Source organism: Roseibium sp. RKSG952, assembly GCF_009711355.1.
Genome location: NZ_SMMF01000958.1, coordinates 140626 through 155307, shown reverse-complemented (window position 1 = coordinate 155307; position 14682 = coordinate 140626). Strand labels below are relative to the sequence as shown.

Here is a 14682-nt window from a genome sequence, read left to right as displayed (position 1 = left end):
TGAGTGAAACAGTGGAAATAAGTAGTTAGCGCACTGAGATGCGCTAAAGGTTGCATCGATTTTCTACCAAAAGAAGTGGTGAATTCTGACTACTGACCATCCAAAGCTGACAGTTAGTTGTCACACCTGAATACCCGCGAAGTCCTGCGTTTTGGGAGTTCGCAAGTACCCCGATGTTACAGATGCAGCGAAGGTCCGGTTTAGCAGGCCGCGCCGCAGCATAGAGACCATGTGGCGAAGGTCCGCATTGGACCGTACTTGCATCGCACAGCGACCCCTACAGCGAACGTGCTGCACCGCATCTAAGGTCAGCCTCGAGCCCAATGCAGACACACACACAAAAATTTCCTTGCCAGGGAAATCTAATGCTACACATAGAATATTCTTGAATATGAATGTCACTTTGGGAATTGGTCTGGCGCGGCGCTAAAACACGAAACCGATGAAAATAAGGTTTACCGCGATCCCATGTGTCGATGTGGAGGGAGAGTTAGAAATGCCTGCAACCAATAGATTGAAGCTGACTGTAGCAGTCTTGGTCTCATTCGTATCATCTACCGAATTGGCGCTATCCCAATCGCAAGTGGGCTCTCCAGATGGAACCACCACAATTGATGGCAGGCAATTGCCTCCTCAACCTCCGGTTTTTGGCGGAAAAATTGAGGAGCAAACGGCCAATTCCATCCCTTGGTGGCCGCCACGTGTAGTGCCGCCTGAGAACGCGCCAAATATCCTCCTCATCATGTTGGACGATGCTGGGTATGGTATTCCTAGTACTTTCGGCGGCGTCATCCCGACCGATACGATGGATGAATTGGCAAAAGAGGGTTTGAGTTTTACGAACATCTATTCGACCGCACTTTGTTCTCCGACCAGGGCAGCCTTGATGACAGGCCGCAATCATCATTCGGTCGGGTTCGGAGTGATTTCGGAATCTTCGACCGGGTATCCCGGCTACAACAGTATTATTCCAGACAACAAAGCCACTATCGGGAGGATACTATCAGACAATGGCTACGCCACTTCATGGTTTGGAAAAAATCATAACACCCCAGCCTTTGCAGCCAGCCAGGCTGGCCCATTTGACAAATGGCCGACTGGCTTAGGTTTCGAGTACTTTTATGGGTTTGTTGGTGGCGACGCGAACCAATGGCAGCCGAACTTGTATCGAAACACCACCCCGATTTACCCGTTTGATGGTGATCCTGAATGGAACTTGATCACCGGAATGGCCGACGATGCGATTGACCACATTTCACGGTTGCACCAAATCGAGCCAAGTAAGCCTTTCTTTGTCAAATATGTGCCCGGTGCAACGCATGCGCCTCACCACCCGACCAAAGAGTGGGTTGAGAAAATCGAGGCGATGAACCTGTTTGATGGCGGGTACGAAGCACTTAGGCAGACAATTTTCGAGAACCAGAAAAAGTTGGGGCTTGTCCCGCAAGATGCAACGCTGTCGCCTTGGCCTGCAGACAAAATCAAGCCATGGGATCAATTGACGGACGACGAGAAAAAACTCTTCGTTCGACAGGTAGAGGTTTTCGCCGCCTATGCAGCCTATACCGACCATGAGATAGGTCGCGTTATCGACGCAATAGAAGACCTTGGAAAACGTGACAACACACTGATCTTCTACATCAACGGTGACAATGGCACCTCGGCTGAGGGCGGACCGATGGGGACACCGAACGAGGTGGCTTGGTTCAACGGTATCGCAGAGATGCCCGCAAAAACGCAGTTGCAGTGGTACGACGTCTGGGGCACCGAAGAGACTTACAACCACATGTCGGCAGGATGGTCCTGGGCTTTTGATACTCCGTTCGACTACTTCAAACAGAATGCAAACAGGCTTGGCGGCATCCGACAGAACATGGTGGTGTCATGGCCTGACGGAATCGCAGACAAAGGCGGTCAGCGAGATCAGTTCATGCATGTAATCGACGTCGTGCCCACTATCCTCGAAGTCACTGGAATTGATGCGCCGTTGGAAGTCGACGGGATTGTTCAATCTCCAATTGAAGGCACCAGCTTTGCCTATACTTTCGATGAGAAAAACAAGGATGCGCCGAGCCGTCACCGAACTCAGTACTTCGAGATGATGGGACAATGGGCTTTGTATCACGAAGGTTGGTTACTAAGCACCAAAGTAAACCGGATGCCATGGGAAACGCCAAAGACGCCAAACCCTGACCCTTTGAACAATCAAGTGCTCGAGCTTTACGATCTAACCACGGATATGAATCAAAGAAATGACCTAGCGGCGCAACACCCAGAAAAGATCGAAGAACTGAAGGCTATATTTATAGAAGAAGCCAATAAGTATCAGGTCTTCCCGATGGATGCCTCGGTCACGTCCAGAATTTCATTGCCGCGACCAAGCATCGCCGCGGGACGAAACGAGTTCGTTTATGTCCGGCCAATGATTGGGGTTCCTCAGGGAGATTCCCCAAGTATACTCAACAGCTCGTACACCATTACAGCAGAGATAGATGTGCCCGAGGGTGGTGCTGAAGGCATGATTTTGACATCAGGCGGCCGCTTTGCCGGTTACGGCTTTTACCTGCTTGATGGCAAGCCAGTCTTCCTCTGGAATATGTTGAATCTCGACCGGATTAAGTGGGAAGGCAAAGAGGCCTTGGCACCCGGAAAGCACACTCTGGAGTTTGACTTCAAATATGACGGCCTCGGAGCCGGAACCCTCGCATACGGAAGTACTACTGGTCTGGGTCAGGGTGGCACCGGGACGCTGAAAGTTGATGGCGAAGTCGTAGCAACTCAAAAGATGAAGAACACCATCCCCACCACCCTTCAATGGGACGAGGCGTTTGATATAGGTTCTGATACTTTGACAGGCGTGAACGACGACGATTACCAGCCTCCGTTCCCATTGAGCGCAAAGCTGGAAAAGCTAACGATAAAAATCGACCGGCCCCAGCTTAGCCAAGCGGACATTCAAAAGCTCGAAGACGCGATGCAAAGAGCAAGCGACTAGTTGGCTCAAGGGGTTGAAAGGTAGCCCACTTGCTGGATTCGGGCAGTGGAAAATGGGATGTTTTAATTGTCTGTTTCGTCCGCAGTGCGGTTGATCAAGATTTTTTCGCAAGCGTCCGCCCAGAGCCATTTTTGCTTTGGGCCCAGTTGGAAGATTACGCGATCAACTATGAAATCAACGCGTACACTTCTCGTGGATCGAGCTTGCCAAAAATCTTGTCGGATCTTCGTGAGAGCATCGTCGATGTTTTGAATGAAAACGAAACTCAAATAATGACTCCGTCTTACATCGCTGATCCGCGGGAACCCAAAATATCTTCAGCTGATTGGGATAGTGAGCTTGCTCACATATCTGACTAACAACTCGTCAGATTCATCTATGAAACTTCAAAAACGCGATACCGCCGTCGTCGGATTGGATTGATTGACACTGGGCAATGGTTAGAATCAAAGAAGAAATCTTCAGAACTCAGCGAGGCTTCGGATGATCAAGTGGGTACTTTCCGCAACTGTAGTACTTTTGCCTGGGTTTGTTCATGCAGCCGGGATGGAACAGTGGGGTGAGTCCGGCGACTGGGCAATTCTCATCGATCCAGAAAAAGGCAACGGTTGTCTTGCGTGGAGAGCCTTTGAAGACGACATGACAGTAGAAATTGGCGCTGCACCAAACCAGGCTGGAGGCTTTTTTGCAGCCTACAATCCGGCCTGGGTTCAAGTCGAAGATGGTGCGACAGGCATAGTAAGATTTGATTTTGGTGATGCGCAGTTCGAAGGTGAGGCCGTAGGTGTCTACAAGAATGGCGTTCCCGGTGGCTACGCCTTTTTCGACAATCCGGCGTTTGTAACCGAGTTTGGAAAACGCCAAAGCGTCACGATCATTGGCGAAAGCGGAACCGAAGTCGAACTCGATTTAAGCGGATCCGCAAAAGCCATTGAGGCCGTTCTGGAGTGCCAGGCCGAACAGCCAGAACCGCTCAAAAACTAGAACGCGACCGACTACTGCAATTGGTTGATGTCTGGCACGCAAGGTTGCCTGTTTACTGGCATTGCACCAGCGCTCTCCGGAGCCTTGTTCCTAGACCCGCCCACATCCAGCTTGAACTTCGGTGATGAAAGCTGACCAGTCACATCAAATGGCCAAGCACTTCGGGATAGAGGTTTGCCGACACGTCGTGGCTCTGCTCGTATCGCTAAAGTATCGTTCACCCAATCTACCTGTCCGCGGGCCACCAACTGAACCGAAGCCGTCTCAATGACGATAGAGTTTGTGCTTACCCGCCCGGCTTCAATGTTAACAGGGGCCACGACGCAAGTGATGTCAGTGTAACCTTGCCGCAGCTCTTCAGAGAACAGCCAAGGGAAAATACCAAGCCCCGCCAACTCCAGCAAACTGGTGCTGATGTAGCCTTGAGACATCGACAAAGACGCATTGCCACGCATGGAGTTGATGAAGGCCCTGCCAGAAGCGGTACTTCCCGAAACGTTGAATTCACCACTCAAACGCCCGTAGGCATCAATTCCAATCCCTAACTCATCAAGGATCTCACCGAATTCCCACCCTGAGGTCGACCCCGACAATGAAAGCCAATCAGGTGAGTCAATCAGATCCATGACCGCCCGCAGGCTGAAGGTTCCGCCGCCATAAGCCATCTGAAGAGGTCCGACATCCACGGTTCCTTCCTTCGCAGACAATTGGCTTGAAACAGATGTTACGCCTTGCTGGCCTACAATCTCTTTGAATTCGATCTGCACCTCGACGTCAGCTTCTCGCAGCACGCGTTGCACATCAAGAAGATCGGCAGGCTTCCCTTTTTCCTTTGGCAACACCAAGGGCTGGACGTCTGGCTCCTTCGGCAAAACCAATGGCTGAACTTCGGCTTCAGGTTCTTTTGGTGTCTCCCCTACTAGGCTTTTCAATTGGTCCAGCACGGCAGTCAGGTTCTTCAGGTCGTTGAGATCGAGCCTCTCGCTGGTAACGTTGCCGCGAACAACAGAAGCGCCATCCGGAAATTTAGCATCCAAAGCCGCTAGAAGCTGCGAAGAGCCAGCTTCGAATTCGATTGCAGCATTAAAGTCCTCGCCCTGCTTGGAGGTTTTAGCATCAATGCCGAGTGCGCCAATTTCGACAGGTTGCAGGTTGAGCGCGGTCAGAAATTGAGCACCATCGCCCACATCCAGGTTCACGTCGAAATCAAGCCCGGCCAGCCCTTTGAGCTCATTGACCGACAACGCAAGGTCGAGCGCCCAAAGATCGGTTTCATAGCTGGTCGCGTTGAACCGATTTAGTGACACCGGGCCTCCCGCATTGGATATGCTAAAGTCCGCCTTAATGCCGCCAAACTGGTCGACAAAACCTTCGTCGAGATCGGGCAAAATCAATTTGGCAGGCCCATTCAGCATGCCATCGAAGCTCGCGTCCTGAAGCTGAAGTAGGTCGAGTATTTCGCCTTCGGCTTTCAGAACCGGCTCCTCGATTGGGCCAGCTTGCAAGGTAATGCCCAACATCGCGAGGCGGCCATCCGGCATGCGGCGAATGCTCTCGATAGAGGCTGGACCGATTACGTCCAGCCCTTGGTCAAAGGCGTTGGTTTCGAACAGTAGTTTCTCGAATTCGAAAGAGGCGAGGGATCCGACCATATGCATTTCAAAGCCCGTAAACTTGAGCTCTTGAATACTCTTTGCCGCTTGTGGCGGTTGTCCCTCAGGGTGAAGTCGCGCATTGAAAAGCAGATCGACACCCTGAGCTGTATAAAGATCATCAATCGAACCTTCAGCTTCAAGTTTTTGTCCATCTTCAAGGCTTACGGTTGTTGTAAATGTTTCGATTGTTAGGGCGTCCTGAGACACAAGTTCAGCTTGCAACTGGCCATTACCTTCCAGAACTCGTTCCAACCCCATGACATCAAGAAAATCACCGAATTCACCAGTGTCCATCTCCAGAACAGCCCGGTAACCGCCACCTTCGTCTTCCGCGAACGGCTCGCCATCGTAGCGGACAGTCATTTCTCCAAAACTGGCCCGTGTCGTAAACGGCGCGTTATGGGGATAGTCGCCCTCGATTTCGAAACCCTGACCGTTGACGGAGCCTGTCCCCGAGACCTTTGTCCTTTGTCCATCATCTACTTGTTCGAGGGCGAGCGACTGAAGATCAAACACAAACGAAAAGCCTGAAACCTGGTCGTCAACGTTCAACCCGATGGATGTGAAGCTGACGTTCTTGTCGCTGAGAAAGGTAAGAATCCCGCTGCTTTCTTTGCCAGCATCTTCGGACGTCTCGATTTCGGCCTCAGCATCCAGATTATCCTCTGCCAGCGACCCGTTGGTTTGAGGCGTTGGCTTTGATCGGCGTTTTCGCCAGCTTGTTGTTCCATCAGAGGCTGTAAGAAAGTTTGCCTGGAGACCGTCCACCAAAAGGTTGTCAAAGTGCAGACGTCCGTTGGCCAAGGCAGCAACGTCCAGTTCCAGTTCAAGGAGCTTTAATTCTGCAAGAGGTGTATCTGGCAGTGTCTCGCTGGGGATTACAACGCCACCAACATAGATGTGGGTAATGCGACCAAGTGCGACGCTCACATCGTCGTTGACCAAAAGCGGCTGCCCAATTTGTTCCGAAAGAACCTGTTCAACGAGGTTGCGTCGCAAATCTGAGAATAGCGGCGCAGCAAGTAGCAACCAAACAAAAGCGATTGTTGCGAAAGCGAGCAGTGCAACAAGTCCAATTATTCTAAACAGCCAAGTTCTCATGCTTTCCCCTGTCGTCGCGTTCATTGTTTAGTTTAACTGCAAATCGGAAATCTCCAATCTTTCTGGCAACTAAGGATATAGTGATTGCTACGTCGCGTTGGTTGCGCAGGTAGGATTGCATCCTATTTTCTGAGATTTAGCCTTTCCCTCGAGGTCCCCGCGTTCACAACGAAAGTCCATGGGTTTGTGCTGTGCTACCAGAAGTGTCCCCGCTCGCGACTAGATTTTCCGCTCTTTGATCACACAGACGGGCTGGATGCGTTTGGCAATTTCATCAGCTCTTTCGGGACGTTGTTTCCGATCGTGCCGCGAGGACTTTTTATTTCGTTGCTGGCGTTCAGTCGTCCTGACAGATGGAGAAGACTTATAGTCCATAGTGCCTTGGAGGCAGAATACTCCGGCACTAGTATTTGCGAATGCAACGAACGGCAGCTTTGAATCGCCGCAGTGCCGCATCAAAGTCGACTTCATAAACTTGAAAAGGGCCGTCCTCGAAACTTTGCAAAGTCCGCGTTCTGCACAAAGCTGCCATTAGCTTATGCCTGGATCGCAACCGCAGCGAACGGCAGCTGTGTGGCCGCTATCCCATGCCCTGCCCAGCAAGTTACAGGAGCAGCGAAGGTCTGTCTTAGTCCGCAATGCAGACCTTCGGCGTTGGCGGGGCCGATGACCGCTAGCCGCCTCTCTTATCAAAGCCTGATAATTTCTTCAGCGCCGCGCCATCTCACTTGTCTTTCCTTGTTAGATTTGCAAACGACCCCGGAAGAAACCCGAGGCCGTTTACTCATATCAACAGCCAAAATGACCTATTGAAACGTTTAGGTCATGTCGCATGAAACGCCACAACACAACATTCAAATCAGGCTGATGGTCAGCCGCACTTGGAGTGACCACAGCTTCGGCAAGTCATGCACCCTTCAATCATGACCATGTCGTATTGTCCGCAGGATGGGCATGCTTTGCCACGCGGAGCATCCATGTTGACCACCTGCGCCTGCGGATCAGATTTCAGCCCCATCCCCTCTCCTTCGAGAAAGCCGATGGCGACCATGTGCTGTTCGATCACGCCACCAATTGCGGCCAGAATTGATGGGATGTACTTGCCCTGAACCCAGGCACCACCACGCGGGTCAAACACCGCTTTCAGTTCCTCAACCACAAATGACACATCACCACCACGACGGAACACAGCCGAGATCATCCGCGTCAGGGCCAGCGTCCAGGCATAGTGCTCCATGTTCTTCGAGTTGATGAAAACCTCGAATGGTCTGCGACGCCCGCCTATCACGATGTCGTTGATGGTCAGATAGATCGCGTGCTCGCTGTCGGGCCATTTCAGCTTATATGTCGACCCCTCAAGCGATTGTGGTCGATCCAGTGGCTCGGACATGTAGATGACATCGCCACCATCAACTTCATGAGGCGCATCCGCGCTCTCGCCGGGCACTTTGTCCGAACTTTCAGAAACCGTCAGGACAGAACCCGTCACATCATTTGGTCGATAGGTGGTGCAACCCTTGCAGCCCAGATCCCATGCTTGCATGTAAACGTCTTTGAACGCGTCAAAGCTGATATCTTCGGGGCAGTTGATGGTCTTGGAGATCGAACTGTCGATCCATTTCTGTGCAGCGGCCTGCATCTTGACGTGATCAGACGGAGACAGCGTTTGCGCGTTGACGAAGTAGTCCGGCAGTTCAACATTCCCAAACTTGTCGCGCCACATCTGTACCGCGTAATCCACAACCTCTTCTTCGGTACGTGAACCATCTTTCTGCAGAACCTTGCGGGTATAGGCATAGGCAAAGACCGGTTCGATCCCAGACGACACGTTCCCGGCATAGAGTGAGATCGTCCCGGTTGGCGCGATTGATGTTAGCAAGGCGTTGCGAATGCCATGCTTGCGGATCGCATCGCGCACGTCGTCATCCATCTGCAGCATCGTGCCGCTGTCCAGATACTTCTCAGCGTCAAACAGGGGGAAGGCGCCCTTTTCCTTGGCCAAATCAACCGACGCCAGATAAGCGGCGCGGGCGATTGCGTGCAGCCAGCGCTCGGTCTGTTGCGCCGCTTCGTCCGAGCCATAGCGCAGGCCCAGCATCAGCAACGCATCCGCCAGCCCGGTGACACCCAGACCGATCCGGCGCTTGGCCTGAGCCTCGGCTGCTTGCTCCGGCAACGGGAACTTCGATGCATCGACCACGTTGTCCATCATCCGAACGGCGGTTGCGACCAACTCTTGCATAGCCGCCTCATCAAGATGGGCGTCTTTTTCGAACGGATCCGCAACCAGACGTGCCAGATTGACCGAACCCAACAGGCAGGCACCATAGGGCGGCAAAGGTTGCTCACCGCAGGGGTTTGTTGCCGCGATTGTCTCGACATAGCTCAGGTTGTTGGCCTGATTGATGCGATCAATGAAGATTACACCCGGCTCAGCATAATCGTAGGTTGCCTGCATGATCTTGTTCCAAAGATCACGTGCCTGAACGGTGTGATAGACCTTGTCGCCGAAAACCAGCTCCCATGGGCCGTCAGCCTTGACTGCCTCCATGAAAGCATCGGTAACCAGCACCGACATGTTAAACATACGCAAGCGTGCAGGGTCGGATTTGGCGGTAATGAAATGTTCGATATCCGGGTGGTCGCAGCGCATGGTCGCCATCATCGCACCTCTGCGCGAACCAGCCGACATGATCGTGCGGCACATGGCGTCCCAGACATCCATGAACGACAGCGGCCCCGAGGCATCAGCGGCCACGCCATGCACATCCGCGCCACGCGGACGAATGGTTGAGAAATCGTAACCGATTCCGCCGCCCTGCTGCATCGTCAGTGCCGCCTCTTTCAACATGTCGAAGATGCCGCCCATACTGTCCGGAACTGTCCCCATCACGAAGCAGTTGAACAGGGTAACGCGCCGCGCGGTCCCCGCTCCGGCGGTAATGCGCCCTGCAGGAAGATATTTGAAATCTTCCAGAGCCTCGAAAAACTTCTGCTCCCAATGTGCGGGGTCATTTTCGACCTGAGCCAGATCGCGCGCGATGCGACGCCACGAATCCTCGACCGTCTGGTCAATGGGTGTGCCATCCGCCTGTTTAAAGCGGTATTTCATGTCCCAGATCTGCTCGGCGATGGGGGCGGCAAAGCGGCTCATTGGTGATTCCCTGTCTTGAAAGAGGCACCCAGATTAGACCATTTCAACGCCCGACCACAACAGCTTGATGACAATCGCGCATGAGCTACAATATAAAGGTGGGCCTAGGGACGACTCTGTGGGAAAGCTGTGGATAAGTACGTTAACCTCATAAAACTATCGGTCGGATCGGAAAGCGTCGACACCCTGATCGCGTGGCAGGATACCTACCGCCAGCGGTTCGAGGACGGCTTGCCCCGCCATGTCACCCGTATGTGGCCCAAGCGCGAGGCAGAAATTCTGAAGGGCGGGTCGATCTATTGGGTGATCAAAGGCGTCGTGCAATGCCGCCAGCGTATCCTGAGGCTGGATGAGGTTATCGGCGACGATGGCATTCGCCGTTGCGCTATCGTGTTGGAACCCGAGGTGCATCGCACCCAAAACGCGCAGAAACGACCGTTTCAGGGTTGGCGTTATCTAAAGCCCGAAGATACCCCCGCAGACCTGCCCAAAGGCAAGTCGCAGGATGATGCTCTGCCCGAAGATCTAAACCGGGCGCTGGCCGAGATCGGCGTCCTTTAAGATCAGCTCAGCCGATCCATCAACTCAGACAGTACCGCTTTATCAGCCGGTCTATAGCTGGCTTCTCGGCTGCGCCACAGGGTCGCCTGCGACTTCAGGATCAAACCATCAGACAGGATCTTCAGGTGATTGGCCCGCAACGTTTCGCCGGTTGAGGTGATGTCAGCGATAGCCTCGGCGGTTTCATTGACCACCGTACCTTCCGTTGCGCCCTGACTATCCACCAATGTGTAGTCGGCCACCCCCGCATCGGTCAGAAACTCCCGCACCAGCCTGTGGTACTTTGTTGCAATGCGCAGCCGGTGCCCGTGGGTTCTGCGAAATGCAGCCGCAGCGCCATCCAGATCGTCCAGCGTATCGACATCCACCCAACAGGCTGGGGTGGCAATGATCAGGTCAGCCTGACCGAAGCCCAAAAGGGATACTTCTTCGACTTGCTGCTCCCATCGGGGCAATTTCTCATGCACAAGGTCAGTACCCGTTACACCCATGTGGATGCGCCCCGCCGCTAGCTCGCGCGGGATTTCACCAGCGGAAAGCAGGATCAGCGAGACGCCGTCTATCCCTTCAACTTTGCCGGCATACTCGCGGTCAGACCCGCTGCGGGACAGAATAATCCCGCGTTTTTCAAACCATGAGAAGGTTTTTTCCATCAACCGGCCCTTCGAGGGCACACCCAGTTTCAGGCTCATTGCGCCGCCTCCTCGATCTCGAGCATCAGGTCCGGTCTCAGCACACCACCAACCGCAGGTATTTCCGCGCCGTTACCCAGTTGCCGGGTCAGGGCGTCATATCGTCCACCTGTGGCGATAGGAGGCAGATCAGGTCGACCCTCGGCGTAGAAGCCAAAGACAAACCCATCATAGTACTCCATCGACGTACGCCCATAGGCAGCCTCGAAATCCAACTTTTCTACATCGACACCGCGCGCCTGCAGCGAAGCGATCCGCGTCTCCAACCGGTCCAGAGCCGGTGTTATCTGGGGAAGATCGACGGCCACATCGCGCAATTGTTCAAGCGCAAAAGGCATTGTCTCGCGCACGGTTAACAGCGACTCAAGACCCGCAAGTTCGTTGTCGGAAATGGGTGGCGTGTCCCGATCTTCGCGCAACGCTTCAATGCGTGCCTCGATCTCTGATGCACGTCGCTTTCCGATCATCGGGGCCTCGAAAGCCATTGGATTAGCCGCCGACAGCAATTCGCTGCGCAATTCCGGTTCAGGCTTACGTCCAGCAAACCGATCCAGCAGAATGCGGAACCGGCGGGGTCGCCACAAGTGCCGCATCAGAGCGGACTTGCGACGGTCAGTCGTGCGCAGGCCCCGTACCGCAGCGATCAGAATACCGATGTCCCCGGTAGCTGCACGCAAAGGCAAGCCGCGCAATTGCAGAGCAAAGAGAGAAAAGACCTCGGCGTCTGCCCCTGCGGGATCATCGCGGTCAAAGACCTCATACCCGACCTGAATGTACTCGTTGGCCCGGTCCGGATCATGCTCCTGACGGCGAAACACTTCACCGGAATAGGTATATCGTGCCGGCTCGGCCCCTTCTGTCATGTGCATCTGCACAACAGGCAGCGTAAAGTCGGGACGCAGCATCTGTTCGCCCCGCAGAGCGTCTGAGGTCACATACGCCCGGGCACGGATATCCTCGCCGTAGAGATCAAGCAGCGTTTCCGCCGGTTGCAGCAAAGGCGTATCGACAACCTGCGCGCCAGCGGCCTCGAACCGGACGCGCATCATCGCGGCGCGGGCCTGAATCTGAGAACGGTTGGCCATGGATCAGTCCTGACTGTCCAGAATTTCACGCACTTTGGTGACTAGATCACCACGCGACACTTCAAACTGGCTGGGGCGTTCTTTCCATTCCTCCAGCGTGGCGCTTTCGGCAATCTTCGCGCCCAGGATCAGATCCTTGATTTGCACGATGCCATTGGCCTTTTCATCACCGCCTTCGATCACCGCAATCGGAGAGTTCCGCTTGTCCGCATATTTCAGCTGATTGCCAAAATTCTTGGGGTTACCCAAGTAGACCTCGGCCCGGATACCCGCGTTACGCAGCTCGGCCACCATCGCCTGATAATCCGCCATTCGATCGCGATCCATTACGGTAACGACCACCGGACCGGTCGCTTGCGCGGCGATCCTACCCTTCTCACGCAGGGCGGCCAGCAGACGGTCGACGCCGATCGAAATACCCGTCGCGGGAACTTCCTGTCCGGTGAACCGCTTGACTAGATCGTCATAACGTCCACCGCCGGAGACTGATCCGAACTGCCGCTTGCGGCCTTTCTCGTCGAAAATCTCAAAGGTCAATTCGGCTTCGTAGACCGGGCCAGTATAGTAGCCCAAACCGCGCACAACCGAAGGATCGATCTCGATCCGTTCCGATCCGTACCCACCTGCATCAAGCAGTGCGCCGATTTGCTCCAACTCGGCAATTCCGTCCACGCCGATCTTGCTATTACCCACAGCGGCACGCAGATTGGCCAGAGTTCCGGCGGTATCCGCCGCCTTCGAGGTCAAGAAAGCAATCACCGGCTCTGCCTGATCGTCGCTGAGACCAACTCCATCAATAAACGCACCCGATGCGTCCAAACGGCCTTTGGTCAGCAACTCACGCACACCCTGCTCACCCACCTTGTCGAACTTGTCGATGGTGCGCAGGACATTGTCACGAGCGGCAAGGTCATCTCCAAGGCCCATCGCCTCAAGCACACCGTTCAGAACTTTGCGGTTATTGACGCGCACCAGATAATCGCCGCGTGGAATGCCGACGGTCTCCAACGTATCAGATAGCATTGCGCAAATCTCGGCGTCCGCGGCCATCGAAGCCGTACCCACCGTATCCGCATCGCACTGATAGAACTGACGGTAGCGACCTGGCCCGGGCTTTTCGTTGCGCCAGACCGGCCCCATCGCATAGCGGCGATAAGGCGTCGGCAGATCGTTGCGGTGCTGCGCATAGACCCGCGCCAGTGGTGCGGTCAGGTCATAACGCAGGGCCATCCAATCGCCCTTGTCGTTTTCGTCAATTTCCTGCCATGCAAAGACCCCTTCATTCGGGCGATCCACGTCTGGCAGGAACTTGCCCAGCGCTTCGACGGTTTCCACAGCGCTGCTTTCCAGCGCATCAAAACCGTATCGATGATAGACGCCAGCAATGGTCCGCAGCATCTCAGTTCGCTGCGAGACTTCCGAGCCGAAATAGTCGCGGAACCCTTTCGGCGTGATTGCCTTGGGGCGGGGCTGTTTCTTGGGCTTGGCCATTTTGGGGCGTCCTTGGGAGGTTTATGTTCCGCGCGCGGTCTATCCCATGGCCCTGATCGGGGCAAGCCAAGCCTCTGTCGCAGGGCATGGTTTCTCTGGTCATGAGATTGCAGGGCCGCTATGACCGGCCCAGATACAGGAGCCCCGAATGCAGCATCTGGAAGAACAGATCGCCCATCTGACCCGCACGGTCGAAGAGCTGAACACGGTCGTCACCCGCCAACAAGACGAAATCGATCGCCTGACCCGTCGCGTCGAAATGCTGCTGCAGCGCGAGGCTGAACGGGCACAGGAAGGGTCAGGTGGCGTTGTCATCGGAGACGAACGCCCGCCTCACTACTGAGGGTTCAAAACCCCAGCGTCGTTTTCACCGCGTTGTCGACCACTCCACCCAATAGGGCGTTCTTGTCCGCGGCGCATCCATCCGACAGAGCGGCTATGAATGCTTCACGCAGCTGTGCTTTTTCTTCATCCGTGGTCGCATGATCTTCGATATTGACCTGACGATTGTAGAGCGACAAAGCCGTCATCTTCTGAACAACCGCCACCACAAATTCTTCGTCACCATCCGCCTCTTCAGCAATCGAGGCGCACGTATAGTGCATCAGGGGCAATGCATCCTGCACCATCTGATCTGCTGCATCATCGGCCATCGCCACACTGGGACCCGCAAAGATCACGGCGTAAGCGGACATTCTGAGTTTACTTAACCGCATCGCAATCACTTCCAGTTATGTCCGATAATGGCCCCAGCGACACCGCCGATCGCTGCACCTTTGCCATCGCCGACCAGCGCCCCAACACCTGCGCCAATCAGGGCGCCTTCAATTGTATTCTTTTTCTTTTTGTTGTCCGCATATCCTGCGGTCGCAGATGCCAAAATCAGCGAGGTTGCCGCAGCGATAGTGAAAAATCTGAATCCAGTACCAGCAATCGTCATCTGGGTGTCCTCCTATGACGTGAC

General features: G+C 54.3%; 12 protein-coding genes. 5 read left to right on the top strand and 7 right to left on the bottom strand.

Annotated features, from left to right (window positions below; all coding sequences use genetic code 11):
- The first annotated feature begins 496 nt into the window (after nt 1-496).
- The 3 genes from E1297_RS39780 (at nt 497) to E1297_RS39770 (ending at nt 3979) form a co-directional block, all read left to right on the top strand.
- On the top strand, nt 497-2995 hold the full coding sequence (locus E1297_RS39780; protein ID WP_155148099.1) for an arylsulfatase: 2499 nt from the start codon (nt 497-499) through the stop codon (nt 2993-2995).
- Between the two features lie 29 nt (nt 2996-3024).
- A complete protein-coding gene (locus E1297_RS39775) occupies nt 3025-3354 on the top strand; it encodes a hypothetical protein (RefSeq protein WP_196223519.1) in 330 nt (109 codons plus the stop codon).
- 124 nt (nt 3355-3478) lie between these two features.
- Nucleotides 3479-3979 (top strand): hypothetical protein, encoded by a 501-nt coding sequence (locus E1297_RS39770; protein WP_155148097.1) that lies wholly within the window; start codon nt 3479-3481, stop codon nt 3977-3979.
- Between the two features lie 11 nt (nt 3980-3990).
- Here E1297_RS39770 and E1297_RS39765 read toward each other — a convergent pair whose 3' ends face one another.
- Both E1297_RS39765 and E1297_RS39760 read right to left on the bottom strand, forming a co-directional pair.
- Entirely contained in the window at nt 3991-6735 is a 2745-nt protein-coding gene (locus E1297_RS39765; RefSeq protein ID WP_155148095.1) for an AsmA-like C-terminal region-containing protein, read from the bottom strand.
- Between the two features lie 871 nt (nt 6736-7606).
- Nucleotides 7607-9889: an adenosylcobalamin-dependent ribonucleoside-diphosphate reductase gene (locus E1297_RS39760; protein ID WP_155148093.1), complete on the bottom strand. Its 2283-nt coding sequence runs from the start codon at nt 9887-9889 to the stop codon at nt 7607-7609.
- A 129-nt stretch (nt 9890-10018) separates the two neighbouring features.
- On the opposite strand from E1297_RS39760, the gene E1297_RS39755 reads away from it, so the two are divergent.
- Nucleotides 10019-10450, top strand: a complete 432-nt coding sequence (locus E1297_RS39755) for a DUF1489 domain-containing protein (RefSeq protein WP_170335446.1) — start codon at nt 10019-10021, stop codon at nt 10448-10450.
- Between the two features lie 2 nt (nt 10451-10452).
- Here E1297_RS39755 and hisG read toward each other — a convergent pair whose 3' ends face one another.
- From hisG to hisS, 3 genes are read right to left on the bottom strand one after another with little or no spacing between them, the layout of a single operon-like run.
- Nucleotides 10453-11142, bottom strand: a complete 690-nt coding sequence (gene hisG / locus E1297_RS39750) for an ATP phosphoribosyltransferase (RefSeq protein WP_155148091.1) — start codon at nt 11140-11142, stop codon at nt 10453-10455.
- Nucleotides 11139-12227 carry an ATP phosphoribosyltransferase regulatory subunit gene (locus E1297_RS39745; protein WP_155148089.1) on the bottom strand — a complete coding sequence of 363 codons (1089 nt, stop codon included), beginning with the start codon at nt 12225-12227 and terminating at the stop codon, nt 11139-11141. Before E1297_RS39745 ends, hisG begins: the two co-directional genes overlap by 4 nt.
- A gap of 3 nt (nt 12228-12230) precedes the next feature.
- Entirely contained in the window at nt 12231-13718 is a 1488-nt protein-coding gene (hisS, locus tag E1297_RS39740; RefSeq protein ID WP_155148087.1) for a histidine--tRNA ligase, read from the bottom strand.
- Nucleotides 13719-13866: 148 nt separating this feature from the next.
- Between hisS and E1297_RS39735 the strand changes: the two genes are divergently transcribed.
- On the top strand, nt 13867-14061 hold the full coding sequence (locus E1297_RS39735; protein WP_155148085.1) for a SlyX family protein: 195 nt from the start codon (nt 13867-13869) through the stop codon (nt 14059-14061).
- A gap of 4 nt (nt 14062-14065) precedes the next feature.
- Here E1297_RS39735 and E1297_RS39730 read toward each other — a convergent pair whose 3' ends face one another.
- Nucleotides 14066-14413 (bottom strand): hypothetical protein, encoded by a 348-nt coding sequence (locus E1297_RS39730; protein WP_209016279.1) that lies wholly within the window; start codon nt 14411-14413, stop codon nt 14066-14068.
- 26 nt (nt 14414-14439) lie between these two features.
- On the bottom strand, nt 14440-14658 hold the full coding sequence (locus E1297_RS39725) for a hypothetical protein (protein ID WP_155148081.1): 219 nt from the start codon (nt 14656-14658) through the stop codon (nt 14440-14442).
- Nucleotides 14659-14682 lie beyond the last annotated feature (24 nt).

Coding starts and splice junctions, on each gene's coding strand:
- E1297_RS39780 (WP_155148099.1), top strand. CDS start 497: ATGCCTGCAACCAATAGATTGAAGCTGACTGTAGCAGTCTTGGTCTCA.
- E1297_RS39770 (WP_155148097.1), top strand. CDS start 3,479: ATGATCAAGTGGGTACTTTCCGCAACTGTAGTACTTTTGCCTGGGTTT.
- E1297_RS39765 (WP_155148095.1), bottom strand. CDS start 6,735: ATGAGAACTTGGCTGTTTAGAATAATTGGACTTGTTGCACTGCTCGCT.
- E1297_RS39760 (WP_155148093.1), bottom strand. CDS start 9,889: ATGAGCCGCTTTGCCGCCCCCATCGCCGAGCAGATCTGGGACATGAAA.
- hisG (WP_155148091.1), bottom strand. CDS start 11,142: ATGAGCCTGAAACTGGGTGTGCCCTCGAAGGGCCGGTTGATGGAAAAA.
- E1297_RS39745 (WP_155148089.1), bottom strand. CDS start 12,227: ATGGCCAACCGTTCTCAGATTCAGGCCCGCGCCGCGATGATGCGCGTC.
- hisS (WP_155148087.1), bottom strand. CDS start 13,718: ATGGCCAAGCCCAAGAAACAGCCCCGCCCCAAGGCAATCACGCCGAAA.
- E1297_RS39735 (WP_155148085.1), top strand. CDS start 13,867: ATGCAGCATCTGGAAGAACAGATCGCCCATCTGACCCGCACGGTCGAA.
- E1297_RS39730 (WP_209016279.1), bottom strand. CDS start 14,413: ATGTCCGCTTACGCCGTGATCTTTGCGGGTCCCAGTGTGGCGATGGCC.
- E1297_RS39725 (WP_155148081.1), bottom strand. CDS start 14,658: ATGACGATTGCTGGTACTGGATTCAGATTTTTCACTATCGCTGCGGCA.